Origin of the sequence: Thermobrachium celere DSM 8682 (genome assembly GCF_000430995.1) — a bacterium.
Lineage (GTDB): Bacteria > Bacillota > Clostridia > Clostridiales > Caloramatoraceae > Thermobrachium > Thermobrachium celere.
This window is the reverse complement of sequence record NZ_HF952018.1, coordinates 29,264-54,701: the sequence shown is the minus strand read 5'-3', so window position 1 is coordinate 54,701 and position 25,438 is coordinate 29,264. Positions and strand designations below refer to the sequence as shown.

Here is a 25,438-nt window from a genome sequence, read left to right as displayed (position 1 = left end):
GTAGAAATTATTTATAAAGGTGTAAAGATGAAAATAGGAATTGATGCACGTGCTGCAAGATGGTATCGTGGAACTGGAATTGGCACATACACATATCAGCTTATATATAACATCTGTAGGCTAGACAAAATAAATAATTATACCTTCTTTTTACCAAACGAAAACAACTCTGATTTGGATATTCCAAGTAATATAAAAGTAAATATTATTGATGATAGAAGTAAAGATACTTTCTGGGAAGATGTATATATTCCTAATGTAATAAGCAACACTGGTATAGATGTGTATCTTGTTCCACAAAACGGTATAGGACTACCCTCTGAAAAGATGTGCAAGTTTTTTATAACACTTCATGATGTCATTCCATATAAAATGCCTGAAACTGTAGGGCCACAATATCTTGATATTTATCTTAAGGAAGTTCCTCAAATAATAAAAAGGATTGATGGAATAATTACCGTTTCAAACTTTTCAAAGAAGGACATTTCAGAAACGCTGGGTTTTCCTGAAGATAAAATATATGTAACCTACCTTGCAGCAGAAGAATTCTATGTTCCGATGGATAAAGAAGTATGCAAAAACTTTGTTAAAAGAAATTATGGTATAGATGAAGAATTTATATTATATGTTGGTGGATTTAGCCCTAGAAAAAACATAAAGGGACTTATACAGGCCTTTGCACTTTTAAAGGAAAAATATAAAAAGCCTATTAAACTTGTTATACTAGGTAAAAAGGGCAGATCCTACTATGATTACAGGGACCTATCATATAAGCTTAATCTAAAGGATGATGTAATATTTACAGGATATGTTCCTGTTGAGGAACTACCAATATTTTATAACGCTGCAAAGATATTTGTTTATCCTTCATTTTATGAGGGATTTGGTCTTCCACCTCTTGAAGCAATGGCCTGTGGAACACCAACTATAGCTTCAAATAAAACATCTATACCAGAAATTTTAGGTGAAGATACATTATATATTAATCCATATGATGTGGATGATATAAAAGAAAAAATGCTCCTTCTATTAAATGATGAGACCTTGTATTTTAAAATGGTTCTAAAGTCCCTAAAAAGAAGTAGCATGTATTCATGGAAGAAAACAGCTGTAGAAACAATTGAAATTTTGAATTCATAAAATAAGTGCTGCCCTATAGCAGCACTTTTAAATTTGTATAAGCTCTTTAAAATCCTTTAGGAACTTTTCTCTATCCTCTTTATATTCTGCCTTTCTCTTAAGCTTTTCAAAAAATTCATCTTCATCCCAACCTCTTGTTTTCATATAATAGCTTATTGTTATATCGTAAAAATCCTGTGGAAATAAAAGATATGCATATAAAACCTTTAACTCATTTGGTTCTAGTTTTCTTATCATTGAATATCCTTGAAGTATTGTATCTGCCATATCAACATTCCACATATTATGTTTTATTGCCTTTGTAATAAAATTGCACAAATCATGATATGGTAAGTCTATCATGCAGTAATCAAAGTCTACAAAATAGTAGTTATCCTCATTGTCCACAATTATATTGTGGTGTGCTAAATCATGATGGCACAAAACATATTTATCTCTACAAAGCTTTCTATAGTCTGATTCCTGAAGCTCTTTTAGTGAAAGATTTGCTTGTTCTATATAGTAATCTGCATACTCTAAAAAGAGCCTATCAAAATCAGTCTTATTAACGTGGAGGTCTGCAAAATCCCTACACATATTAAGTTCCTTTATCTTTTTGATAATGTTACTATCCATTTTGTAAAGATTGTTTCTAATATCTTTAACTTTTATTCCATTTGAAGCATTATGAAGCTTTGCAAGTGATCTTGAGGCACCAAGTAAATCCACAGGATTTTCATATATACATTCACGTCCTTCTATTAAATCAAACACAACATAAACTCCGCCTTCATACTCCACATAAGGTTTACCTTCAACACTCTGTTTAAAATTTATAATATAGGGGTAGCTCCTTCTTATATGATTTAATACCTCATATATATACTCAATCTCTTCAATTTTATAATCCACTTTCTTTAATATCTTTAGCCCTTCATTTGTCTTTAAAATAAAAACTGATCTTATTGGAACAGCATCTTCAACTAAAAAATTATACTTATCAAACAATTCAGCATCTAACATATAAGTTGATAAATAAACCTTATCTCTAAATTTATACTCCATATATTCACCTCACTCCATCCTTAATAGAGGCCTTTTTAAATTTATCAATTAAACTTAAATCCCTTTGTTTAACGTAATCCCTTATAACCTTTAGTGTATTTTCTGGAAATAGAATATATGCCTCTAGAACATCTATATTTAATTCTCTTGGTGAGTTCTCTTTGTATATATCTATAATATTCTCTTTTAAATTTTTATTGCATTTTTTTATTAGCACTGCTAAATCTTCCTCAATCAATCCATATGAAATGTCAAAGACATTATATATAAAATGTCTACTATCTTTTTCTGCTAGTGAATTTTTCCCTATATCATAAAGCACAATTTCTTTGTTTTTCATGCTAGTCTCAAGCAGATCTATATAACTAAAACTTCTTAGTACCTTCATCGATTTTTTGCTTCTTGATTTTAATTCATCCAAATAAGGAATTACTTGTTGTTCAAATTCATTATGCTTACTTTTACTACTTACCTCATCTATGAACTTTTCCAAAACTCTATATAAATTCTTATATTTTTCTAATCGCTTCCCCCATACAACACTAGGTTTAATTTCAAACTTTGCTACAAAACCTTTAGCTGTTGCATGAAATTTTGATAATAAACTAGCATAGCATAAGGCATTTATATCCTTCTTTAAATCAATTAAATTATAGTTATCAATAACTACATACACATCCCCTTCATATTTCATATAGGGTTTTCCGTTAGATAATCTTTGGAATTTTATTATATTATCAAATCCCTTGTTATTTACATATTCAATAACCTCATTAATAAAAAGCAATTCAGACTCTTTGATATTTACCTTCTTTAAATGATATATTTTATCTAGCATATAAACTACATACCCATCCTCAACCTTTTCAACCTTTTTTATTTTATCACCCTTTAATTCCATAAAATCACTCCTAATGTTTCCTTTTATGCCTTCTCTTTGTGTGCTTTTCCTTGGTTCTTTGGATTTCCCTTATGATATCCTCTTTTTTCTCTAATAACTCTTCCATCTTCTCCTGCTGTTTCTTTAATTTTTTGAGCCTTTTTATTTCTTCCTTTAAGCCTTTAATTTTATCTTCTAAATCAGTAATGCTTACATTTTCATCATCTGACCTTTTTAATATTTCTAATGTAATTTGATTTAATTCCTCTCTCATTTTTTCTATCTTTTCTAAATATTTATCTATATTTTCCATATAACCCCTCCAACTCAGATAAAAATTTAAATCTACCCTCAGCATCAAGCACAACTCTATTTAATCTTTTTAAAAAATTTTCTTCTGTCCAAGGCTGCTTCTCGACATAATATTGTAGTCCAACCTGCCAATAATCCTGTGGAAATTCCATAAAGCAAAATATTAAATATATTTCCTCAAGCGTTATGGGGATGTACCTAGAATATTCATTAAGTATAAAATTAAACAACTTTATGTCCCAGTTACCGTATCTTAAGTTTCTGATTAAAAGACTTGCTAAATCATGTAGATGTGTATCCATGATTACATAATCATAATCTATTAAAACAATGTTTTCATGTGTAATTAAGAAATTGTGATTTGCTGTATCGTGATGACATATTTCATGTAATCTTTTGTGGGACTCCATTATTTTAAAGTAGTTTGATGTTTCAAAATCCTTTAAACACTTTAAGGACTGTCTGTAGTGTAAATCGAAATATTTAAGAAATATAGAATCAAATTCACTCTTCTCATCTTTTGACTCACATATTGCTCTAAAATATAAAAGTTCACTACTTCTCTTTTTAAACTTTTCAATCCATCTACCATAATAGTCCCTTATTCTTATTTCATATTTAAATCCCCTTGATGCCAAGTGTAACTTTGCAATAGCTTCAATACACATTTTAAGTTCTGTTAAATCCTTAAAATCAACCTCTTTTGCATCTATAAAGTCTGTAAGGTAAGCATATCCATCATCTATAGCTAAATAATTCTCTCCCTCTATTGTTTTATAAATAGGAAGTATATGCTCATATCCTTTATCGATTAAATAATTCATTGCACTTATTATGAAATTATATTGTTTTAAATCATATTTTGAAACCTTAAGACAGTATATACCTCTATCTGTAATAAGTTTATATATGTTTTTTATTTTTTCATATGATTCAACATTAAATCCATATGCTTTTTCAACCTTTTCTAAAAACATACTTCATCTCCTATTTAAGAGTTCTATTTTATAATATGTTTTTAACATCTTTTTGTGATACAAAATTGTTTTAAAAAAATATGCACATTTGACTAATAAATGTAATATTTATAATATATACAGCTATTTTACGGAGTGATGTGATGAATATAGCCATAGATGCTAGAGGTGCAAATCTATATGCTGGTACAGGAATTGGAACCTATACAATAGAGCTATTAAAATATATAAATAAACATGATTCAGAAAACAAATACCTACTTTATTGGTATGGAAGTAACTATAAACAATTTAATTTTAATAAAAACATTTCAATAAGCATTGCATCCAAAAAGCACCATCATTTTTTTGAAGAATATTTTATTCCTGAAAATATAAAGCTTAAAAATATTGATATATATCATGTTCCCCAAAATGGAATAGGCCTACCTTCTAAAAAAAGCTGCATTTATATATCTACAATACACGATCTAATCCCTTATGTTATGCCTGAAACTGTGGGAAGAGGATATCTTAAAAAATTTATTTCTCAAATGCCACAAATTGTACAAAACTCAGATATTATAATTACTGTATCAAACTACTCTAAAAAGGATATAATGAGAATTTTTGATGTGGATGAAAATAAAATTAAGGTAACATATCTTGCCGCCGATGACTACTTTAAGCCTATAGAAGAAAATGTATGTAAAGATTATCTTAATAAAAAATACAATATAAATTTTGACTATCTATTGTATATAGGAGGATTTAGTCCTAGAAAAAACGTAAAATCTATACTTCTTGCCTACTCAAGATTAATTAAAGATATTAAGGATAAATATAAAGTAGTTATAGTAGGTTCGTCTAAAGATGAACATAGTTTTTTAATAAGTCTTGCCAACAGCTTAAACATAAGTGAAAATGTAATTTTTACTGGATATGTTCCTTATGAGGATCTACCGTATTTTTATAGCGGTGCAACCTTATTTTTATACCCATCACTTTATGAAGGTTTTGGCCTTCCACCACTTGAAGCTATGAGCTGTTGTACACCTGTTATTACATCAAATGTTTCATCTATCCCAGAGATAGTAGGAGATGCAGCACTTTTAATTAATCCATTTGATGCAGAACAGCTTAAAAACTCTATAGAAGAACTAATCCATGATGAAAATAAAAGAAACAGTCTCGCCATTCATGGCTATGAGCACTCACTTAAATTTAGCTGGAATAAAACAGCAAAAGAAACCTTAAATATATATAAAGAAGCAAAAAATAATTTATAACGCCCCCATAAAATAAAAGGGGTGATAATATGGGCGAGACAGTTGAAAAAATTGGGTTTTCAACTAAATATAAATCTGTTGGTGAACTTTTTAATACAGAAATACTTCCTATAATTGATGCAATATCAAGACTTGGAGTTGCTGCTGATGGATTTGCATCTGCTGCTAATGCAGTTTCACATATAAATATAACAGAACAACATCAGATTAAGGAACTTTTAGAATTGGTATTTGACATAAGACGTTCTGCAGAGGATCTTCAGTGTTTACTTGATAAGAGGCTTTGTGCTGCTATAAAGTCTGTTGAAAGTGGTGTATTTGATGTTAAAAATATAAAAGAGGCAGTAGAGAGTGAAGAAAAATAGGAGTGCATGCTTTGCACTCCTACTTTTTACATTTATATTATAAAACACCTTACTATTTTAAATTAAGAAGCTTATCAATTGAAATACCAACTGATATTACTCCCTCTTTATCTCTTCTTTTAACTGCCATGAACTTAAAAAGTTCTCCTGTATCAAGTCTTCTTGTTAAAGGATAAATTCTAACATCCTCTCCACTTCTTACAAAATCCCTATATCTTTTGTCAAGTTCAAATATATTAAGTCCCATTGCTTCCTTGGTTGTGCCATACTCAAATATACCTAAAGAATTTGCATAATAAACGTCACTTACTCCTAAATCACTACATAACTTCTTTAAAGCATGTTCAGTCTTATCTCCATTGTATTCCATTATCCTCTTACCTATTTCATAAAGTTTTTGTTCTACACTATCGTCAATACTCTTCTTTAAAAATTCATCTGAAACAGTTGAAATCTCATCGGAAATTCTCTTAAACTTTTCAACTACACTCCATTGATTTTGTATAAATTCTGCGGATTTTTCAACTAAAGATGTAGTATTTTCATGGGATGAATATACAGCCTGTGCTGTTTCAAGTGCTAAATTCGTTGAATTTTCTATTGCTTCTGCCTGATAGATTACATTGTTTATATTATTATCTAACTCTACAGTAGAGTTGATAAATCTATAGATTGAACTATAAAGTTCCTCTAGCTCCTTCTTTGTCTGTTCCATCTTCATAGAGCTTAAATTTGAAACTTCATCTAGTTTATTTATGCTTTCTGTAATTCCATCTAGTACCTTTTTAATGTTTTCACTAAACTCCTTTGACTGTGCTGCTAATTTTTTTATCTCACCTGCAACAACTAAAAATCCTCTTCCTGATTCACCTGCTCTTGCAGCCTCAATACTTGCATTAAGCGATAATAGGTGTGTTCTATTTGCAATTTCATTTATATAATTTGCTATTTCATAAATCTTCTGTGATGACGCTATTAGTTCATCTTTGCTTTTTGAAAAGTTTTTATATACATAAATTAGATCATCAAATGTGCTTCTAGAGTTTTTGATTGAAGACTCATTTCTCTTTATATCTTCTAAACAATAATTAGATAAGCTTTTAGCATCCTTTGCAGATTTTATTATATTTGAAACCTTAGATATTACATTTTCTATTTCATTTATAATAGACCTTATATTTTTATTATCCTTTTCTGTTAATACTGTAATTTCATCTGATAAACTATAAATATCTTTTGAAATATCATAAAGCTTATTTGTAGATACATATATGTCCCTGCTACTTTGGGCAAGCTTTTTTGATATATCTACAAAATCATCATCACTGTCTTTTACTACTTTTTCTACTGTAATAGTTCGTCTACATGATAAATAGGTGATAATAGGGAGGGAAATACTAAGCACTAGGATAGTTACTAAAAAATTTAAATTTAAAAAATAAAAAGCAGCTGAAATAAGTCCCCCAAATAAAAAGATCATAATAAGTTTAATTAGGTCCTTCATGATATTCCCCCTTTGTAAAATCTGCATTTAAATTATAGCAAAAAAATTGTCATCCTTCCATAGCAACATGGAAGGATGACCTTTATTTTACATAAATTTTACATCATATTCTAAATTTTTCAACCGATTTAACAAGTTCTTCGGCAATTTGTGCAAGTCCCTGTACAGCTTCTGCAACCTCTTGAACTGAAGCAGACATCTGTTCACTTGAAGCTGATATCTCCTCTGTTGAAGCTGAAGCTTCTTCAATAATGCTTGATACATTTTCTGTCTTAGATAAAACTGCATCCTTTACTTCAACAGTTAAATCTACTGATCTATATACATCCTCTATTGAAGGTGCAATAGCTTCTACTGAATTTAATATATCCTCAAAGGACTTAACAGTTTTATCAACTGTTTCAATCTGTGCTTTAACATGAGTATCAACATTGTTTACAGTATTTATAACTTCCTTTGTATCTTCATTTATTGAAGTAATTAAATTCTTAATCTCATCTGCAGAACGCTTTGATTCTTCTGCAAGCTTTCTAACCTCTTCAGCAACTACTGCAAATCCACGGCCAGCTTCACCAGCACGTGCTGCCTCTATTGCTGCATTTAGTGCTAAAAGATTTGTTTGTTCAGCTATATTTGTTATTGCATCTGTAAAGCTACTTACACTTGTAACTGATTGTGAAAGGTTTTGAACCTTGCTGTTTACCATACCAAAGGACTGTTTTATGTCCTCTATTGACTTTAATAGTAAATTTAATTCATTCTTTCCAATGTTAACTTTATCTTTAGTATCATCAGTTGATGCCTTAACACTTCTTAATTTTTCATATATGTTGTCCATATTTTGAGCAAGATCCTGCATTAAATTAACAACATCAGCAATTTCCTCTGTTTGAGTATGAGTACCCCTTGCAACTTCATTAATTGTTGCCGCAACCTCTTCTGAACCTGCTGCCATCTCCTGTGATGTTGCAGCAAGCCCTTCTGATGATTTGCCTATTTGTTCTGCTCTTAACTTAATATCTCCAATTATTATCTTAAAGGCATTGTTTAATTCTGCAATTGCCTTTGCCATATCTCCAAATTCGTCTTCGTTTTTAATAAGCTTTTCATCAACATCCTTAGTTAGATCACCATTAGCCATTAGGCCTAGATATTCTTTTATCTTATTAATTGTCTTTATTGAATTCATAGAATAAATATATAATACAACGCCTACTAGTAAGAATGAAATTATACCTACTATAGTTAAAATCAATATAGTTCTATTTATTGCATCATAAACTGCTTCCATTGAAAGTCCAATGTTTATAGCACCAACATGCTTTCCGTTAATGTAAACAGGTGTTAAAACATCGTATACATTGACCTTCTTTACATCATAGTAATATTCTGAAGCATATTCCTTGCCATCAACAGCAGCAGTTTTACTTCCTTCATCCTTAAGTTCAATTCCTATTCTTTCTTTAATGCTGTGGGCAGTTGCCTTTAAATTTCTATCTATGAATAATGCATATACAATTTTAGGATTCTTAGCTAATTCATCTACTATTGCCTGATAGCTTGTTTGATCATACATTGACTGAATTTTATTTGCAAGTATTCCTACTTGAACCATTCCACCTTTTGGATTAATTACATATCCATACTTGTAATAATTATTATTCTCTCTACTCTTTCTTATATTCTCCATAAGTTCATTTTGCTTACCTGATAAAACAGGATAGGATATATGATTGCTATCAAAAACAGCACCAATACTTGACTCTAGGTTTGAATAAATAATTACTCCCTTTGAGTCAGTATAGTTTATTTCATCAACTCCTAAAGTATTTGCAATTCTCTTTAAAACATCATTATTGACATTAGGTTGACTCAAAACCATCTTACCAGCTATCCTTATTTTATCCTCAACCTGTTCGTTAACCATATTATAGGCTAGTCCACTCTGTTCTATTCTCTTTGCCATTTGTCTTGTAAGCTCAAGCCCATCTTCCCTCATAGTATGTAAAACAGACTGTTTTGTAAAATAGACAGCAGCTACAGTAAATAGAGTATATGATAAAAATAGAATTAATAAAGGAAGCCCTACAAGTTTAAATCTTATTGATTTAAACAAATTTTTCTTTTCCATAGCTCTACCTCCAAAGATTACGAAAAAATTATAGTTTAATAGTTTTATTAATTATATTTTAAATTAGACAAAATACTTTATCAATAGATAAATTTAGACAAAATACAATTTTAGTTATTTTATTCACAATAAATGCAACAAAAAAGCTCCTATTAATCCTAGGAGCTTTTTTGTTATATTTTGTTATTACAAACAATGGAAAATGTCACATTTCACTTGGGTGGCACTATATGAACTTTTCGAATTCTTCGCTGCTTGAAATCTTTTTTACTAAATCCTTTATGCTTTGGGCTCTGTCCTTTGGGCACACTAGAATTACATCGTCGGTATCTATAATTAGCATATCCTTTATTCCTATTGCAGCAACTAATCTCTTGTCCCCCATTATTGTTGTATTCTTTACATCCATTACTGCAGCTTCACAGTTTTGAATTATATTTCCATTCTCATCTTTGCTTAAAAATCTTTCAAGGGATGTAAAACTTCCTATATCATCCCATACAAAGTTGGTTGGTATCACAACAGCCCTGTGGGTCCTCTGCATTACTCCAAAGTCTATTGATATTCCATCAATCTTTTCATACTCTTCTTTTATTACCTTCTCCTCATCCTCTGTTCCAATATACTCATATATTCTCATAAGGTTTTTATATAGGTCTGGAAGGTATTTTTTTATTTCGCGAAGAAGCCTATCTGCCCTCCAAACAAACATCCCACTATTCCATAAAAAGTTTCCCTTTTCTATAAAAGATGTTGCTACATCTAAATTTGGTTTTTCAATAAATCTTTTTACCCTAAATACGTTATCCTGAATTTTATCCCCTACTTCAATATATCCATAACCAATCTCTGGCCTTGTTGGAGCGACACCCATAGTAACTAAGTAGTCACCATCTTGAGCCACATCTATTGCCCTTTTTATAGTCTGTTCAAATTCCTCTTGACCAATAATTAAATGATCCGAAGGCAAAACCACCATTGTAGCTTCAAAGTCCTTTTTTAATAGCTTAACTGCTGCAAGTCCTATACATGAAGCAGTTTCCTTGTTTAAAGGCTCCTTAAATATATTTTTATTGTCAAACCCTAAAAGCTTTTTTATAATCCCTACATAGTTTTGATTTGTCACAACATATATGTTTTCCCTTGGGATGATTGTTGAAATCCTGTCAACTGTATTTTCTATCATTGTTTTTTGCCCAATAATCTTCAAAAACTGTTTAGGGAGTCCTTTTCTAGATTTTGGCCAAAATCTTGATCCAAGCCCACCTGACATAATTACTGCATATATCATAAAATAACCACCCCGCATATTGTTATAATATGCAGAGTGGCCTTTATTTGCTACTTAATAGTAGTAAATCACATTTTTTACTTATCTTACACCATGTTTTCCAAGCATCGCAGCTCCAAGTATTCCTGCATCATTTTTAAACTGAGCAAGTACAATGTTTGCTGCTGGAAGAGTCTTGTAGTATTTAAATTTTTCAAATTCCTCTTTTACTAAATTTAATAAGTACTCTCCTGCATTAGAAATTCCTCCGCCTAATGCTATAACCTCTGGATCCATGAAGTTTACTATATTGAATATTCCTATAACAAGGTATTTTACAAGTCTATCCACTGCCATCTTAGCAACCCTATCGCCTTCTTTTGCGCTATCAAAAATTACTTTTGCATTTATCTTTTCTAAATCCCCTTCTACCTTTTGTAGAATTATTGTATCTGTATTTCCCTCACTAATTAATTTTTGAGTATATTTAATTATTGCTGTTGAAGATGCAAATGTTTCAAAGCATCCATTCTTTCCACAGTTGCAATTATAAAAGTTTTCTCCTATTATCATATGTCCTATTTCCGAACCTACACCATGTACTCCGCTATAAACCTCTCCATTTAATATTATTCCTCCACCTATACCTGTACCTAATGTTAGAAGAATTCCATTTTTGCATCCCTTCATTGAACCAAACTCATATTCAGCAAGGCCAGCAACAGTTGCATCGTTGTCTATAAATACTGGAATATTTAACTCTTCCTCCATCATTTTTCTTAAAGGAATGTTTTCCCATCCTAAGTTAACGCAAAATATAACATTTCCATCCTTATCAGCAAGCCCTGGTATACCTATACCTATTGCTTTTATTTCATTCTTTTCAACCTTTGCTTCTTCAATAATATCCTTAACTAACTTGTTTATATCATCTATAACTGCCTTATATCCTCTTGTTGCAAGCGTTGGAGTTGATTTTGTATATAATATTTTTCCGCTATCATCAACTAGTCCAGCTGCAATGTTTGTACCACCTAAATCTATACCTATGTACATAGTTATCCCCTTTCTTAATTAATTTAATTTAATATACATACTAATTATATTACTTTGATTACAAAAATAAAAGCATAAATTATATACAAAATTTATATTTTTCTAAACAAAAAACGCCATAATTTAGCCCCATGAACGATTTTTATACATTCATGGGGCTACAAAATATTTTTTTAATTTCAATTATCTAATAGGTTTTATAAACATCTGTGTCCAGTAGCACCTTCCATATTTGTCCTTTGCAAGTCCTACTCCTATTTCCGTATATGTTGGGCTTAGGATGTTACTTCTATGGCCAGGAGAGTTCATCCATGCATTCATAACCTCTTGAGGAGTTCTTTGACCCATTGCTATGTTTTCTCCTGCTGCTGAGAATTTCAATCCAAAGGATTCTATCATATCAAAGGGTGAACCATAAGTTGGTGAATAATGTGAGAAGTAGTTTTTATTTATCATATCCTGAGACTTATATCTTGCAATTCTTGAAAGCTGCCAATTTTCCTTAAGGGCTGGTAAACCTACCTTTGCCCTTTCAATATTCACAAGCCTTACTACTTCACTTTCTATTGCCTTTGTTTCAACAACAGGTATCTTTATCTTCTGCCCTGGGTAGATTAATGCTGGATCTTTGATTTCTGGGTTTGCTGCAACTATTTCTGATACCCCAACCTGATATTTTTGTGCTATTTTCCACATGCTATCTCCTGGCTGTACTGTATAGTATGTGTCCTGTGCAAATACTATTGAAGTAAATAGTATAAATGTTATTAGATATAGTATTGTTATCTTCTTTTTCAAGTAGATCACCTCTACTAATTATTCTTAGTATAGGTGATGTTTTTATTCCTTGAATTTTTTTACACGTACTCTCTCTTTAAAATGTCGCCTTCAATTCCAATAGTTACAACTTTAATTGGAATATCAGAACCTGCTCTATCTCTTGCTGTCTTTGCTGCATACATCATTCCGCTGCAACAAGGAACCTCCATCTTTAAAACTGTTATGCTCTCTAGATTATTGAGCTTTATTATATCTGTTAGCTTTTCAATATAGTATTCTATATCATCTAATTTTGGACAACCTACCACAACTGCTCTGTCCTTTAGAAAGTCATTATGATAATTTCCATATGCAAAAGGTACGCAATCTGCCGTAATTAGTAGATCAGCTCCATTTAAATATGGTGCTGTAGCAGGAACTAGACTTAATTGAACAGGCCATTGTCTTAATCTTGATGAAACCTTAATATTTTGCTCTTGGTTAGAGGCATTATTAAATTGCCTTATCATACTTCCTGGACAACCACCATGATGTATATGGTGCTTTGTTGTGTTTTTTAAATTATCATCATCCTTCTTTGATTTTAAATATTCCTCAACAGCCCTTTCATCAAATTCTTCTGCTTCTCTTTCTATTATTGATATAGCTCCTTGTGGACAATGTCCTAAACAAGCTCCAAGTCCATCACAGTAAATATCTTTAACAAGCTTTGCTTTACCATCTACTATTTGTAGTGCTCCCTCTGCACAGTTTGGAATACATAATCCACATCCATTGCACTTTTCTTCATCTATATGCACTATCTTTCTTATTGCCATGATACCACCTCCATTTATTTTCAAACTGATTATAAAATAAAATATAAAAAATTTATGTGATATAAATCATATATTTGCAAAAAATAATTTTGGAGGTGTTTAATATGCTCACTCAAAAAGAGATAAATTACCTTAAGGAAAATCTTGATGCTGAATATCTTTGTATTAGAAAATATGAACAATATGCAGCATTAGCAAGTGATGCAGATGTAAAAAATATGTTCAACACTCTTGCAGGATATGAAAGGCAGCATGCAACAACACTGAAAAATATATTAACTCAAAATGGTGTTAATTATACTAGCATCTATGAGAGCTATAATAAGCCATCTGCAGCTCAAAATCAGCAAAATCTTTCCTTCTCAGATGCTCAAATTATGAATGATTCATTATCTACTGAAAAACATGTTTCCTCAAACTACAATACAGCAATTTTAGAAACCGTTGATACTAACATAAGAAAACAACTTCAACATATCCAACAGGAAGAACAAGGACACGCAGAAACTATATTCAACATGATGAGAACAAAAGGATACTATAAAGTAGAATAAGCTGGTTATAACCAGCTTATTCTACATAATTTGCATTTATTAAGCTAATTACAAAAATAACTAAGCACAATTATAGGGCTACTTTATAATAAAAGCAACACTATTATTCCAAGTATAATTCTATAATATGCAAATGGAGCCAACTTTCTTTTCTTTATATAGCTCATAAAAGCAGCAATAACTATTAATGCTACAACAAAGGAAACAAAAGTTCCAACAAATAAAACTAACCACTCATATGGAGTAAACATCAATCCTGATTTAAATAGTTTTAAAACTGAAGCCCCTATTATTGTTGGAAGTGCTAAGAAGAATGAAAACTCTGCTGATACTTCTCTTGAAAGTCCTAGGAATAATCCTCCTATTATGGTTGATGCAGATCTTGACATACCAGGCCAAAGAGCTAAACATTGGAATAATCCTACTCCTAATGCATCTTTATAGGTCATTTCATCTACATCATCAACCTTAACCCTCTTTAGCCTTGCTTCAGCAAATAGTAAAAGCAATGCTCCAAAAATTAGTGCATAGGCAACTGTTCTAGGATTAAAAAAGTGTTCTTCTATATAATCATCTAATAAAAATCCTAAGACTGCAGCTGGTAAAAATCCAACTACAACCTTATACCAAAGCCTAAACACCCTTCTTGCTTGTCTTTTATCTTCAAATTTAGGGAATATCTTATCTTTAAAATAAAGCATTACTGCAAGTATTGCACCAACCTGAATAACAACATCAAATACATTAGCAAAGTTTCCTGTAAAGCTTATGTATTTGTTTGCAATGATTAGATGTCCTGTTGATGATACAGGTAAAAATTCTGTTAATCCTTCAATTATTCCTAAAATTATAGCCTTTAATATCAAAGCACATCCCCCTTTCCTCTAAATAGAATACACTATTGTTTATAATAAATCAATGATAAAATAATTTATGTAATATTTTGTCTAAATTTGTAATTCATTCGACAAATTGTAGAAATATTCATTTAAGTATGATAAAATGTTTTTTTGCCAAGGGGGGATAAAATTGAAGAAAAAAATAACTATTATCATAAATTTGTTAATTTCTTTTTTCATTTTTATTTTTTTCGCAGTTTTATCTACAAAAAAACCTATACTTATAGATCGACGTACCTTTGATTTTTTTCATTTAGCAAGTGAAATAATTGTTTCTATGGCATCATGTACTATCTTTTATATAGGATGGTACACATTCCCCTATGAAAAGAAGCAAAAATATATTATCCCTTCTTCTATTTTTTTATCTATTTCGCTAATTAATATTCTTCACATACACTTTGCTCTACAAATGGACAGTTGGGGGATAAGTATTCTGCTTGCTAATATTACATATACACTACTGAGCATAGCGATTATACTTTTAAATAAATTACCTGAAAATCATGTAGCAAAAGATAGAAAGCATTTTTTTTATATTCCATTAGTTTTTACAGCCTTTTCTTTGTTAGTACACTATGCCTTTAAAAACCAACAATATGTTATCTTTATTGATTCAAATGGGCCAACTAAATACTGCAGGGTACTTGACTTTACTGTTTTTGCCCTTTATTTTTATGCTCTTTTAACATCCCTAAAACGCTATAAATTAAAGCCTGATATTTATAATATAAATTCTATAAACAGCATTGCTTTTGCATTTTTCTCTAAATATGTATCCTATTTTCATAAATACCCAAACGATATATTTGCAGCATCAACTCATGTTTTTAAGTTAATAGCATTTTTATTTTTAATTAAAACCTTTGTAATGAGCAACATTCAAAAACCATATAAAAATCTAGAAGAAGCAAATACAATAAAAACAGACTTTTTAATTAATCTATCCCATGAACTTAGAACACCAGTAAATATTATATTAAATGCCTCTAGGTTAATATACCAAAATCCTCAAAAATATTTAAGTTATATATCCTCAATCGAAAATAATGCCCACAGATTAAATAGACTTTCAGATAACCTGATATTATTTAATGAAATTGAAAATGGAAATGTTGAAGTATTCTATTCTGATGAAGACATTGTTTACATAATAGACGAAATAATAGAATCGGCTGAAGAGGTTTTAGATAAAAAGAAGCTGGATGTGACTTTTGAATTCTCTAATAATAGAACTTTTGTAACTGATAAAAAGATGTTTACAAATATTTTCTTAAACCTTATATCTAATTCCATAAAATATACAAACTATGGTGGAAATATTCATATAGATCTTCAAATTGATCAAAAATTACAATTATGCATTCTAAATGATGGCCCCCCAATAAATGAGGATGAAAAGCATAGGATATTTGATAAATTCTATAAATCAAAAGACTCAAATCTTCCTTCAACAGAAGGTTTAGGAATTGGACTTTATATTGCAAGAGAATTTGTTAAAATGTTAGAGGGTGAGATCAAAATAATAAATAAGGATAACCTAACTGGTTATGCTATAACGCTCCCAAATAAAAAGGCCATGCTAAATCAACAAAAGTTGCAAAGAAGAATAGAATACAGTAAAAATTATTTTGCTGACATTATATAAGGTGGCACTTGCCACCTTATTGTACTTTTATTGCATTTACAGGGCAGCTTGCTTCTGACTCCTTTGCAGCATCTTCTGAACCTGCTGGTACTGTTGAGGTGATAACATGGGCTTTACCATCGTCTCCCATCTCAAAAACATCTGGTGCGATAGATGGACATAATCCACATCCTATGCATGTTTCCTTATCAACTATTGCCTTCATAAAACATCCCTCCTTTTTATTTATTATTACCACATAATTTACTTTTTACCCTAAAAGTTCTAAAATATAATTAGTCAATTTTAAATTGTACGCTCAATGAGGAGGTTTATATGGGAAAGTTATCAACACACGAAAAGTTTTTTATTGGAAGAATACTTTATGGAATTGAACATACAGGAAATTCAGTTGATAAGAGCCTAGTAGAGACTCTTCTAAGTCAAAGACTTGATATAGAAGAAGAATTTAAAACACTAGTTAAAAATGCTCTAATATTTGCATACTGTGATGATGTTGAAAAATTTAAAAAGAAAATAATAACAATTGATCCAAAGTCAATGTGGGATGAATCCTTTAAAAAGTTATATAAAGGAAGAGAAACAGTATTAAGAGACGTTGTGTTGGAGTGGTATTCATCATACTTTGATAATAAAGAAAAAAATGTACTAAGTTTTATAAAAAAATTTTTTAAAAGGTAATTATTCTAAAGTTACATAAATTTTTATAAAAAACCCCATGAATTTTAACTTAAAATTCATGGGGCTAAAAATTTTACTCATATCTTAACGCCTCTATTGGATCTAGTTTTGCTGCTTTGTTTGCTGGATATATTCCAAAGAATATACCAACTGCAGATGAGAAAAGAAATGCAATTAAAACTGTCGACATTGAAACAGTAGGCTCTATCTTTAAAAATACTCCTATAGCATAGGCAAATAAGGTTCCTAGCATCATACCTATTACTCCACCAATTAACGATAAAATTAATGATTCTATTAAAAACTGTATCAATATATCCCTTCTTGTTGCACCTATAGCCTTCCTTATACCTATCTCTCTTGTTCGTTCTGTTACCGAAACAAGCATAATATTCATAACTCCTATTCCACCAACAATAAGAGAAATTCCAGCTATGGCACCAATTATCATAGTAAAAATATTTATTATGTTATTTACCTGATCAAGCTGCTTTACTAAATTTTCTGCCTTGTACTTATCCTTATTAAAATGCCTTGACTCAACTAACCTTATTATATTTCTTGCAACTTCCTCTGAGTTTTTAGAATTTGAAATTAAAACCTGCATCTGTGTTATGTTAAACTCATTGGGTATAAGCTTCTGCATGAATGTTATTGGCACATATGCAAATATTGGCATATTACCACCAAAGGCTGCTGCAAATGTTCCACCCTCATTCTTATAAACACCAACTATCACCGCATTAATCATGTTATCCCTGCTGCCTAATTTAACAGTCTTGCCTACACAATCCTCATATCCAAATATATTTTTAGCACTTACATTGTCAATCACAACAACATTTTTACCTAGAAGTGTGTCCCTTTCATTAATAAATCTACCATATAGTATATCTAAAGAAAATATAGAAGAATAATCATTAGTTGTACCTAATAAAATCGCCCTCTTTGTTGCCTTTTCAAACTTTGCTGTAACTGGTCTCTGTACCAGTGGTGCAACATTTTTCACCTCATCTATTCTATTTTTGATCTCCTTAATATCATCTAACGTAAAATAATCCTTAGTTGAAAGCTGAGTATTTGTATCTACCTTTACCTCTAAAACATTAACTCCAATATCTTCAAATTCTGCTGTTATTCTTTTTTGTCCGCCTTTTCCTATTGCTACAATTGTAATTACTGATGAAATACCAATTATTATCCCAAGCATCGTAAGAAAAGACCTAAGCTTATTAGCTAATATGCTTTCTATAGCAACCTTAAAGCTTTCTAAAATATTCATAAAGACACCTACCTGTAGCATATTCTGTTTTCTACTGGTTTATCATTTAAAATCAAGCCATCTTTAATTCTAACTATTCTCTTTGTATGGTTTGCAATATCCATCTCATGAGTAACCATAACTATAGTTGCTCCTTCATCATTTAGGCTTTGAAATATCTTCATTATCTCCTCACTTGACCTTGAATCTAAATTTCCAGTTGGCTCATCTGCCATTAAAACCGATGGATTTGTTACAATGGCCCTTGCAATTGCTACCCTCTGCCTTTGCCCACCTGATAATTCGTTAGGTTTGTGATGCATTCTATCAGAGAGCCCTACCTTTTCAAGTGCTTCAACTGCCCTTTTTCTTCTCTCCGATGCTTTAATACCTGCATATATAAGTGGAAGTTCAACATTTTCAAGGGCTGAAAGCCTAGGAAGTAGGTTAAATGCTTGAAAAACAAATCCTATTTCCCTATTTCTTATTTTTGCAAGTTCATTATCATTTAATTTGGATACATCACTTCCATTTAATATATATTTACCATTAGTTGGTCTATCAAGGCATCCTAAAATATTCATAAGGGTAGACTTTCCTGATCCTGAAGGACCCATTATTGCTACATATTCACCCTTTTCTATTTTTAAGTTTATTCCCCTTAAAACTTCAATATCATCTGATAATAGTTTATAGGATTTTCTAAGTTCAAATACTTCTATCATCTTTTCACATCCTTATCTACAACTTTAACTCCATCCTTTAATGTTGCAGGGGGATTTAATACTATCCTATCCCCTTCCTTTAATCCGCTTATAACTTCAGATTCAAAGTCATTTTGTAGTCCTATTTTTACATCTACTGACTTTACAACACCATTTTCAACTATATATACCCTTTCTCTATTATCCTTCTCTTGAATAACTGCTTCATTTGGTACCTTTAATACAGAGTTTTTATATGCTGTTTTAATTTCTACATCTACATCAAAATTAGGTTTTATAACATCAGATTTTTCAAGTACATCAACATAGGCCTTAACAACAGTATCTGTACCAGCAGTTGACATTGTCTTAGTTGCAGATTTGCTGATTGAAGATACAACACCCTTTAAAGTATTGTCCAAAAACTTAATCTCTGCCTCTTGTCCTTCTTTTATTCTGTTTACATCATATTGATTTATGTTAACTACTACTCTGAGGTTATAAATATCTTCAACAACAATTGCAGGAAGCTGCACTGGTACTTGACTTCCCTCTTTTACATTTATCTGAGTTACAACCCCATCTGATTCTGCCTTTAAGTACCTTTGTTGTTTTGCTATTGTTTGTTTAATACTTTCTACATTAAGCCTTGCTATTTCTACTTGGTTCTGTTGCATCTTTATTTGATCATCTATTGAAGCTGTTTGATTTTGAGGAAGATTGTTTATAGCATTTTCCTTCTGCTTTTTTAGATTTTCAAGCTGCAGTTTAGCATTTTCATATTGAAGCTTTGCAGTTTTCAATTGATTTGTCATATCTTGAACTTCAAATTCAACTAGTATATCTCCTTTTTTTACCCTATCTGACTCCTTTACATAAACTTTTAACACTTTACCAGTAGTTAGGGCATAATATTCCCTTTTATTTTTTGATTCAACAGTTCCACTGGTTGAAAAACTTGCAACAATATCCCCCTTTATAACCTCCTGTGTTTTAACTTCAACAGGCTTTTGTGCACTTCTTTTTAGAGAATAAATTGTAATACCAAATATAAAAAATATTATAAGAGTTATAATAATCCCCTTTCTTCTCATACCCTTTTCACTCCTTTTAAAATTAATTACGCTAGAAAAATTGCTTATGATCTATTTTACCATAAAATGTAATATTATCAATATTCTTTATTCATAGATTAACCCCATGGATGGATTTTATCCTTCCATGGGGCTTTAGATTTAATATTAAAACTCTCCATCTGTAATGTTTTTATATATTGCATACATAAGCTTATCAATTAATTTTTCTGCCTCTTTTAATGTAAGCTTATTACTTAGTTCAACTCTTAAGGCCCTATCTCCAAACTCCTGTAGATAGCACTTGCTTTCACCTAAAATATTTACTCTATCTTTGTTTAATGTTGTTTTTATTTTATTAGCAAAGCCTACATTTTCATCATATTTTTCATTTTTTTCAACTCTTATAAGTATAGTTTCTTTATTAATTATCTTATCATTTAAAGATAAATCTATTACTATATATCTTCCTAAAGGCTTTATAGTTTTATTAAGCTTATTTTCTAGAGTCTTCTTATCTGTTACTGCTCCTAAATTTTTAACCTTAATACCTATACTTTCCTGAGATTTCTCTATGTAATCTAGCAAATTCTTTATATCTGCATCAATTAACTTTTCCTTACTAGTTGTATAAACGATTAAATTAATACTATCACCCCTTGAAAAGGTGTACTCCTCAATGTCCTTTGCAATTTTTGTAAGATATAAGATTGAAAAGAAAGTAACTGCTAAAATAACTGTTATAACAAAGATTTTAAAGTATTTCACAATATCACCCCACAAAAAAAGCTTCATATCTAATAGATATGAAGCTTTTTAGCTACTTATTCTTTATAAAGTATGATGTTATTTTCCCATCTACCCTGTTTCCTTCATAAAACAGCTTTTTTGTGTAATTGCTTTTATCCTTTATTGATACATTCGCAACTACTTTTGTATCTTTGTATTCGCTAGTTACAATATTTATAACATAATCTGCTTGGTTTTCATTTTCAACTATTTCTATTCCCTGTATCTTTACTGAATCATATATATTCCTCATATCAACCGAAGTAAGATATTTTATAACTAAATAGTCTTTGTTTATGTCTATATAAACCTTTATATTGTCTTGTCTTTCCTGCTTTATCCTATTTAATACATCTTCTAATAAAGATATATAATAGTCAGAAGCGCCTTTAAACATTTCTTTTTTCATAATTCTTTTTATAAACTCATCTTCAATACTACTATCTACATAGTACTTATTACCTTCTTCATCAATTAAATTTGGCTGATTTTCATCTGTAATTCCTGCAATATATTTAAAAGTTGCCACCTTTTTATTTGAATCATAAAACTCTATAAAAAAGTCAGGTTGAAGTGTTATATCACCTTCAACATTCTTTGCACCATATATTTCATTCATAAATCTCTTTATTGAAGTTTGGTCAAAAATAGTATACCTACCAGCAAGTCTTGTACTTGTTATTATAATTCTCTCATATTTTATGTTCTTATTTAATTTGGATTCAATTTTAGTATTAGAATGCTTAAAAAAATTACATGAACTTGTAAATAATACTATTAATGTACAAATTAAAACAAGGAATTTTTTCACTTTCTCACCATCCTATTGTTCTTCCCATATAGTATAGATCGTAATATTTTCCATTAACCATTATTCCCTTTGATATCTTCCCCTCAAATTTAAATCCCCACTTTAAATATAAGTTAATTGCTGCAATATTGTCTTCCCTTACTTGAAGTTCAACCTTCTTTATTTTTTCTGTACTTTGAACCCATTTGAAAAAATAGTCCATTAGACTATTTCCAATTCCTAAATTCCAGTAGTCCTTTAATACAGCTATACCCATTTCTCCCCTATGCATAAGCCTTTTTCTTTGGGAGGCTATAAAAGTTAAATTCCCTACTATTTTACCATCAATTAGAGCAACCAAATATATGCAGTTATCTCTATTGTTTAAGTTATAAATTAAATTTTTTTCTTGATCTACATTAAGATAATAGTCATCTACTCCAAAGGTCAAATTATCTGATTCCATACCTAATTTATTGTACATTTCAACTAGTTCTTTTGCATCCCTCTCCTGAGCACGTCTAATGCTTAACCTCTTGCCATTTTTAAGCTCATAAATCATCATAATACATCACCTTAGCTTCTACGCAACTTGTCAATATTAAATACATATATTCCTATAATAAATACAAAAATACAAATAAATTGAGATGTTGATAAAAACAATACATTTCCCCTTGGGTCATTTCTTAAGAATTCAACAAAAAATCTACCTACGCTGTATAAAATCATATATAGACCTGCTACTTGCCCCTTTTTATTAGTTTTAGTAGAAAAGTATAAAAGAATAAATCCAATTAAAAAATCACCTACACTTGATATTATTTGTGTTGGAATAAGTTTAACTCCATTTGGTGCAAAGGGTGAATTTTTAAAAACTATTCCAAAGGGACTTGTTGTTTCTCTCCCATAGCAACAACCTGCAAATAGGCATCCAATTCTTCCAAATCCCTGTGCAATTGCAATAGAAGGAGCAGCTATGTCAAACATCTTTAGAAAATCTACTTTCTTTATTCTGCAGTAAATATAGGCTGCTAAAACACCTCCAATTAAAGCTCCATAAACAACAAATCCTCCTGTTATCATATCCTTAAGTACAGCTGGATTTTTAAATATATATGGAGCCTCTGCAATCAAAAATAAAAGCTTTGCACCAATAATACCTGCAATAACTCCATATATTGCAATATCCATAACAACATCTTCACTTATACCTTGTTTTTTAGCTCTATATATTGTTAATAATATCGCTGATAATATGCCAACAACCATCATGAAACCATAACTGTATATTGTAATATTCCCTATTCTAAACAATATTGGATGCATACCATTTTACCCCCTTAGTAAATAAATCTTTTCCATTAAAAATGCAACTAATAAAATTAAGATAGAATAAATAATAATGGCAATTCCTGTATAAAATCCATCCTCTCTAAACTCCTCAAAAGCCTCCTCCATAGCCTCTTCTACGTATGGATTTTCTTTTATATCATAGAAACCATAAAGTGGGCTTTGTCGCCTAATTCTTCTTAATTTTGCATCCTCATTTCTTTTATAAAATTGAGGTACAGCTAAAATCATACTAAATCCACCAAAATAATATAAGAAGGTATAAATACTACTCAATATGTCTTTATGCTTTATCAAGGCATAAATTGAAGTAATAATAGATAAAACTATTATAGTAATTATAGATGCCTTTATTGAAAAAAACAACTTCTTTTTGATAAATTTAATCTTTTGTTTATTCATATCTACACCTCAGCTTATTAATGTTTTATTTACTATATCCTCAAACAGATTATAAAAATTGTTATTAAATATATCATCAGGAATAAAAAAGCTCATCCTAAAAACATATCCTTGACTTGTAGGAATAAAGTATTCATATGCCCTATAATATCTATTATCATTTCCCCTTCTTAAATATTCAATAACAAATGCATTTTTATTGGCTACTTTTTTATTGTAAATATTAAAATATTTAAAATCAACTGCTCCAGTTGCACTTTTTTTGGATTTTTCTAAATATGTTTTCAAATCTCCTATATTCAATACTTCAACTATTCCTCTAATGTTTTTATCACTAGATATAAAATCAGCATGATATAGTACTACTTTATCATTAAAATCTATTGTATTTAAATTGAAACTTTGAGGTAGATAATAAGTAATACCATAATCCTTTATTTTTATACCTTTATATTCACATAGCAAATTCAAACTTACTCTATATAATTTAAAAATCCACATCCAATTAAGTGAAAGCAACAAAATTATAAGAACTAATAGTGATATTAAAAGATATTTTTTACGCTTCATAAAATCCCCCCTTAAACTTAAAAGCCCCATTCGAGTATATAACTCTTTGGGGCTTATTTATCACTTATCCTTAGGCTTTGGTATCATTATACATCCATTGTAAGGATTATAAACCATAATCCAAAGCCCTTTGTCCTTAAACTTTATCCATTTTACAAACCCTGTCATGCCACTGTAAGGTTGTGATTTGATATCATTATCTCCCTCAATACCATATAGTAAATATTTTACTTCTCCATCTTTATCATATTTTATTCCAAAGTAATAATGTCCTGTGTTTTTACAATACTTCAAATAGTTAATATAAGGATATGCCATCTTTAGATGATATACTGCACAATAATATGGGTAGTATTTATTTTCTTTAAGCCTAATATCATAATCAAGCTTTACCTTCCACCATCTGCAATCTGAATACTCCTCTGTTATATCCTTTACCTCTTCAAAATCCTTAAGTATTTCATGGAAATACATTGCGTGGTTTTTACTTTTACTACTCATATCAGCATTTCTCAATAGTTCAACCTGAGCAGCTTCATTATAGTCGTTTAAATCCTCATCCTTAACTTCTTCTCTTTGAGGTTCTTCAATATTTCCTAATATTTCTTTCTTAATCTCCTCTTCATATTTATCAAATTTAGCTGCCTCTTCATCTACTTCATCTTCTACTTTAACTTCAACTTCATTTTTAACTTTAACAGCTTCTTTAACCTCTTTAACCTCTCTCTTCTTTAACACAAATCTGTCCTTAAAACTTGTTCTGTCCTTACCCACATAACCTACAAGTGGAAAACTTGCACTTTCTCCTTCAACAACTATTGTTGAAACATTAAATTTATCTACGTTAAGTCCAGTATCTGCAACGTTGTCTTCTCTATACTCCCACCAAACTTCTCCTCTACCTGTATCATCTACTGGTACTTCACCAAGCCTTGCTGTATAAAGTGGGTTTTTTGTAGTATCCACAAGATAACATACATACGGTCCCTTTTCTTTAACCAAGTTTTGTACATAAACTGTTATTTTGCATTTTCCATTTTTGGTTTCAATCTTAGTATATCCTGTTGGTTGCTTGTCTATAGCTATACCAAATCCCTTGTCATCTTCCTGTAATATGATGAAATATCTACTATAACTTTTTTTAGCAGACACTTTTATACCTCCCAGTT

Annotated in this window: 28 protein-coding genes; 6 read left to right on the top strand and 22 right to left on the bottom strand. The window is 30.3% G+C overall.

The genetic code is table 11. The annotated features are described in order from the left end of the window. Positions 1 to 27 precede the first annotated feature (27 nt). Complete coding sequence (locus TCEL_RS00900; protein WP_018660192.1) at positions 28 to 1,140, top strand: glycosyltransferase family 4 protein; 1,113 nt, start codon at positions 28 to 30, stop codon at positions 1,138 to 1,140. A 27-nt stretch (positions 1,141 to 1,167) separates the two neighbouring features. On the opposite strand, the gene TCEL_RS00895 is transcribed toward TCEL_RS00900, so the two are convergent. Genes TCEL_RS00895 through TCEL_RS00880 form a run of 4 tightly spaced genes read right to left on the bottom strand, consistent with a single transcriptional unit; the run spans position 1,168 to position 4,353 of the window. Further along, the gene (locus tag TCEL_RS00895) at positions 1,168 to 2,184 is read right to left on the bottom strand and encodes a CotS family spore coat protein (RefSeq protein ID WP_018660191.1); all 1,017 of its coding nucleotides are present in this window, start codon (positions 2,182 to 2,184) and stop codon (positions 1,168 to 1,170) included. Positions 2,185 to 2,188: 4 nt separating this feature from the next. Beyond that, positions 2,189 to 3,085, bottom strand: coding sequence for a protein kinase family protein (locus TCEL_RS00890; RefSeq protein ID WP_018660189.1), 897 nt, complete (start codon positions 3,083 to 3,085; stop codon positions 2,189 to 2,191). Positions 3,086 to 3,095: 10 nt separating this feature from the next. Beyond that, a complete protein-coding gene (locus tag TCEL_RS00885) occupies positions 3,096 to 3,377 on the bottom strand; it encodes a hypothetical protein (RefSeq protein ID WP_018660187.1) in 282 nt (93 codons plus the stop codon). Next, the gene (locus TCEL_RS00880; RefSeq protein WP_018660185.1) at positions 3,361 to 4,353 is read right to left on the bottom strand and encodes a CotS family spore coat protein; all 993 of its coding nucleotides are present in this window, start codon (positions 4,351 to 4,353) and stop codon (positions 3,361 to 3,363) included. The genes TCEL_RS00885 and TCEL_RS00880 overlap by 17 nt, the downstream gene beginning before the upstream one ends. Before the next feature lie 143 nt (positions 4,354 to 4,496). Between TCEL_RS00880 and TCEL_RS00875 the strand changes: the two genes are divergently transcribed. Next, the gene (locus TCEL_RS00875) at positions 4,497 to 5,621 is read left to right on the top strand and encodes a glycosyltransferase family 4 protein (RefSeq protein WP_018660183.1); all 1,125 of its coding nucleotides are present in this window, start codon (positions 4,497 to 4,499) and stop codon (positions 5,619 to 5,621) included. A gap of 29 nt (positions 5,622 to 5,650) precedes the next feature. Beyond that, a complete protein-coding gene (locus tag TCEL_RS00870) occupies positions 5,651 to 5,986 on the top strand; it encodes a hypothetical protein (RefSeq protein ID WP_018660181.1) in 336 nt (111 codons plus the stop codon). 52 nt (positions 5,987 to 6,038) lie between these two features. Here the strand turns inward: TCEL_RS00870 and TCEL_RS00865 are convergent, their stop codons facing one another. The 6 genes from TCEL_RS00865 to TCEL_RS00840 all read right to left on the bottom strand — a co-directional run bounded on the left by TCEL_RS00865 (position 6,039) and on the right by TCEL_RS00840 (position 13,545). After that, complete coding sequence (locus TCEL_RS00865; RefSeq protein ID WP_018660179.1) at positions 6,039 to 7,490, bottom strand: methyl-accepting chemotaxis protein; 1,452 nt, start codon at positions 7,488 to 7,490, stop codon at positions 6,039 to 6,041. 103 nt (positions 7,491 to 7,593) lie between these two features. Next, positions 7,594 to 9,621: a methyl-accepting chemotaxis protein gene (locus tag TCEL_RS00860; protein WP_018660177.1), complete on the bottom strand. Its 2,028-nt coding sequence runs from the start codon at positions 9,619 to 9,621 to the stop codon at positions 7,594 to 7,596. A 226-nt stretch (positions 9,622 to 9,847) separates the two neighbouring features. Next, a complete protein-coding gene (locus tag TCEL_RS00855; protein WP_018660174.1) occupies positions 9,848 to 10,912 on the bottom strand; it encodes a mannose-1-phosphate guanylyltransferase in 1,065 nt (354 codons plus the stop codon). Between the two features lie 81 nt (positions 10,913 to 10,993). After that, entirely contained in the window at positions 10,994 to 11,947 is a 954-nt protein-coding gene (locus tag TCEL_RS00850; protein WP_018660171.1) for an ROK family protein, read from the bottom strand. A gap of 183 nt (positions 11,948 to 12,130) precedes the next feature. Further along, positions 12,131 to 12,745 (bottom strand): SafA/ExsA family spore coat assembly protein, encoded by a 615-nt coding sequence (gene safA / locus TCEL_RS00845; RefSeq protein WP_018660169.1) that lies wholly within the window; start codon positions 12,743 to 12,745, stop codon positions 12,131 to 12,133. Positions 12,746 to 12,804: 59 nt separating this feature from the next. Continuing rightward, positions 12,805 to 13,545: an ATP-binding protein gene (locus tag TCEL_RS00840; RefSeq protein ID WP_018660167.1), complete on the bottom strand. Its 741-nt coding sequence runs from the start codon at positions 13,543 to 13,545 to the stop codon at positions 12,805 to 12,807. A 104-nt stretch (positions 13,546 to 13,649) separates the two neighbouring features. Between TCEL_RS00840 and TCEL_RS00835 the strand changes: the two genes are divergently transcribed. Then, positions 13,650 to 14,099 (top strand): DUF3231 family protein, encoded by a 450-nt coding sequence (locus tag TCEL_RS00835; RefSeq protein WP_018660166.1) that lies wholly within the window; start codon positions 13,650 to 13,652, stop codon positions 14,097 to 14,099. Between the two features lie 83 nt (positions 14,100 to 14,182). Here the strand turns inward: TCEL_RS00835 and TCEL_RS00830 are convergent, their stop codons facing one another. Beyond that, entirely contained in the window at positions 14,183 to 14,965 is a 783-nt protein-coding gene (locus TCEL_RS00830; RefSeq protein WP_018660164.1) for an undecaprenyl-diphosphate phosphatase, read from the bottom strand. 163 nt (positions 14,966 to 15,128) lie between these two features. Here TCEL_RS00830 and TCEL_RS00825 point away from each other — a divergent pair, with 163 nt between their 5' ends. Next, entirely contained in the window at positions 15,129 to 16,646 is a 1,518-nt protein-coding gene (locus tag TCEL_RS00825; protein ID WP_040683699.1) for a sensor histidine kinase, read from the top strand. Positions 16,647 to 16,662: 16 nt separating this feature from the next. Here the strand turns inward: TCEL_RS00825 and TCEL_RS00820 are convergent, their stop codons facing one another. Continuing rightward, on the bottom strand, positions 16,663 to 16,851 hold the full coding sequence (locus TCEL_RS00820; RefSeq protein ID WP_018660160.1) for a ferredoxin: 189 nt from the start codon (positions 16,849 to 16,851) through the stop codon (positions 16,663 to 16,665). Positions 16,852 to 16,961: 110 nt separating this feature from the next. Between TCEL_RS00820 and TCEL_RS00815 the strand changes: the two genes are divergently transcribed. Beyond that, positions 16,962 to 17,327 carry a hypothetical protein gene (locus TCEL_RS00815; protein ID WP_018660158.1) on the top strand — a complete coding sequence of 122 codons (366 nt, stop codon included), beginning with the start codon at positions 16,962 to 16,964 and terminating at the stop codon, positions 17,325 to 17,327. A 73-nt stretch (positions 17,328 to 17,400) separates the two neighbouring features. On the opposite strand, the gene TCEL_RS00810 is transcribed toward TCEL_RS00815, so the two are convergent. The 10 genes from TCEL_RS00810 to TCEL_RS00765 form a co-directional block, all read right to left on the bottom strand. Then, a complete protein-coding gene (locus tag TCEL_RS00810; RefSeq protein ID WP_018660156.1) occupies positions 17,401 to 18,609 on the bottom strand; it encodes an ABC transporter permease in 1,209 nt (402 codons plus the stop codon). An 8-nt stretch (positions 18,610 to 18,617) separates the two neighbouring features. Beyond that, a complete protein-coding gene (locus tag TCEL_RS00805) occupies positions 18,618 to 19,313 on the bottom strand; it encodes an ABC transporter ATP-binding protein (RefSeq protein WP_018660154.1) in 696 nt (231 codons plus the stop codon). Further along, a complete protein-coding gene (locus tag TCEL_RS00800; protein WP_018660152.1) occupies positions 19,310 to 20,386 on the bottom strand; it encodes an efflux RND transporter periplasmic adaptor subunit in 1,077 nt (358 codons plus the stop codon). Before TCEL_RS00800 ends, TCEL_RS00805 begins: the two co-directional genes overlap by 4 nt. Positions 20,387 to 20,533: 147 nt before the next feature. Then, complete coding sequence (locus TCEL_RS00795; protein ID WP_018660150.1) at positions 20,534 to 21,133, bottom strand: hypothetical protein; 600 nt, start codon at positions 21,131 to 21,133, stop codon at positions 20,534 to 20,536. 52 nt (positions 21,134 to 21,185) lie between these two features. Beyond that, positions 21,186 to 21,965 (bottom strand): YhfM domain-containing protein, encoded by a 780-nt coding sequence (locus tag TCEL_RS00790; RefSeq protein WP_018660149.1) that lies wholly within the window; start codon positions 21,963 to 21,965, stop codon positions 21,186 to 21,188. A gap of 4 nt (positions 21,966 to 21,969) precedes the next feature. Further along, a complete protein-coding gene (locus tag TCEL_RS00785) occupies positions 21,970 to 22,509 on the bottom strand; it encodes a GNAT family N-acetyltransferase (RefSeq protein WP_018660148.1) in 540 nt (179 codons plus the stop codon). An 11-nt stretch (positions 22,510 to 22,520) separates the two neighbouring features. Next, positions 22,521 to 23,273: a prolipoprotein diacylglyceryl transferase gene (locus TCEL_RS00780; RefSeq protein WP_018660147.1), complete on the bottom strand. Its 753-nt coding sequence runs from the start codon at positions 23,271 to 23,273 to the stop codon at positions 22,521 to 22,523. A gap of 6 nt (positions 23,274 to 23,279) precedes the next feature. Continuing rightward, on the bottom strand, positions 23,280 to 23,699 hold the full coding sequence (locus TCEL_RS00775) for a hypothetical protein (protein ID WP_018660146.1): 420 nt from the start codon (positions 23,697 to 23,699) through the stop codon (positions 23,280 to 23,282). Positions 23,700 to 23,708: 9 nt separating this feature from the next. Continuing rightward, complete coding sequence (locus TCEL_RS00770; RefSeq protein ID WP_018660145.1) at positions 23,709 to 24,269, bottom strand: hypothetical protein; 561 nt, start codon at positions 24,267 to 24,269, stop codon at positions 23,709 to 23,711. Between the two features lie 60 nt (positions 24,270 to 24,329). Beyond that, positions 24,330 to 25,421: a DUF7922 domain-containing protein gene (locus TCEL_RS00765; RefSeq protein WP_018660143.1), complete on the bottom strand. Its 1,092-nt coding sequence runs from the start codon at positions 25,419 to 25,421 to the stop codon at positions 24,330 to 24,332. Between the last annotated feature and the right edge of the window lie 17 nt (positions 25,422 to 25,438).

Bases quoted from the DNA above. Each gene is read 5' to 3' on its own strand.
- TCEL_RS00900 (WP_018660192.1), top strand. From the start codon at position 28: ATGAAAATAGGAATTGATGCACGTGCTGCAAGATGGTATCGTGGAACT.
- TCEL_RS00895 (WP_018660191.1), bottom strand. From the start codon at position 2,184: ATGGAGTATAAATTTAGAGATAAGGTTTATTTATCAACTTATATGTTA.
- TCEL_RS00890 (WP_018660189.1), bottom strand. From the start codon at position 3,085: ATGGAATTAAAGGGTGATAAAATAAAAAAGGTTGAAAAGGTTGAGGAT.
- TCEL_RS00885 (WP_018660187.1), bottom strand. From the start codon at position 3,377: ATGGAAAATATAGATAAATATTTAGAAAAGATAGAAAAAATGAGAGAG.
- TCEL_RS00880 (WP_018660185.1), bottom strand. From the start codon at position 4,353: ATGTTTTTAGAAAAGGTTGAAAAAGCATATGGATTTAATGTTGAATCA.
- TCEL_RS00875 (WP_018660183.1), top strand. From the start codon at position 4,497: ATGAATATAGCCATAGATGCTAGAGGTGCAAATCTATATGCTGGTACA.
- TCEL_RS00870 (WP_018660181.1), top strand. From the start codon at position 5,651: ATGGGCGAGACAGTTGAAAAAATTGGGTTTTCAACTAAATATAAATCT.
- TCEL_RS00865 (WP_018660179.1), bottom strand. From the start codon at position 7,490: ATGAAGGACCTAATTAAACTTATTATGATCTTTTTATTTGGGGGACTT.
- TCEL_RS00860 (WP_018660177.1), bottom strand. From the start codon at position 9,621: ATGGAAAAGAAAAATTTGTTTAAATCAATAAGATTTAAACTTGTAGGG.
- TCEL_RS00855 (WP_018660174.1), bottom strand. From the start codon at position 10,912: ATGATATATGCAGTAATTATGTCAGGTGGGCTTGGATCAAGATTTTGG.
- TCEL_RS00850 (WP_018660171.1), bottom strand. From the start codon at position 11,947: ATGTACATAGGTATAGATTTAGGTGGTACAAACATTGCAGCTGGACTA.
- TCEL_RS00840 (WP_018660167.1), bottom strand. From the start codon at position 13,545: ATGGCAATAAGAAAGATAGTGCATATAGATGAAGAAAAGTGCAATGGA.
- TCEL_RS00835 (WP_018660166.1), top strand. From the start codon at position 13,650: ATGCTCACTCAAAAAGAGATAAATTACCTTAAGGAAAATCTTGATGCT.
- TCEL_RS00820 (WP_018660160.1), bottom strand. From the start codon at position 16,851: ATGAAGGCAATAGTTGATAAGGAAACATGCATAGGATGTGGATTATGT.
- TCEL_RS00815 (WP_018660158.1), top strand. From the start codon at position 16,962: ATGGGAAAGTTATCAACACACGAAAAGTTTTTTATTGGAAGAATACTT.
- TCEL_RS00810 (WP_018660156.1), bottom strand. From the start codon at position 18,609: ATGAATATTTTAGAAAGCTTTAAGGTTGCTATAGAAAGCATATTAGCT.
- TCEL_RS00805 (WP_018660154.1), bottom strand. From the start codon at position 19,313: ATGATAGAAGTATTTGAACTTAGAAAATCCTATAAACTATTATCAGAT.
- TCEL_RS00800 (WP_018660152.1), bottom strand. From the start codon at position 20,386: ATGAGAAGAAAGGGGATTATTATAACTCTTATAATATTTTTTATATTT.
- TCEL_RS00785 (WP_018660148.1), bottom strand. From the start codon at position 22,509: ATGATGATTTATGAGCTTAAAAATGGCAAGAGGTTAAGCATTAGACGT.
- TCEL_RS00780 (WP_018660147.1), bottom strand. From the start codon at position 23,273: ATGCATCCAATATTGTTTAGAATAGGGAATATTACAATATACAGTTAT.
- TCEL_RS00775 (WP_018660146.1), bottom strand. From the start codon at position 23,699: ATGAATAAACAAAAGATTAAATTTATCAAAAAGAAGTTGTTTTTTTCA.
- TCEL_RS00770 (WP_018660145.1), bottom strand. From the start codon at position 24,269: ATGAAGCGTAAAAAATATCTTTTAATATCACTATTAGTTCTTATAATT.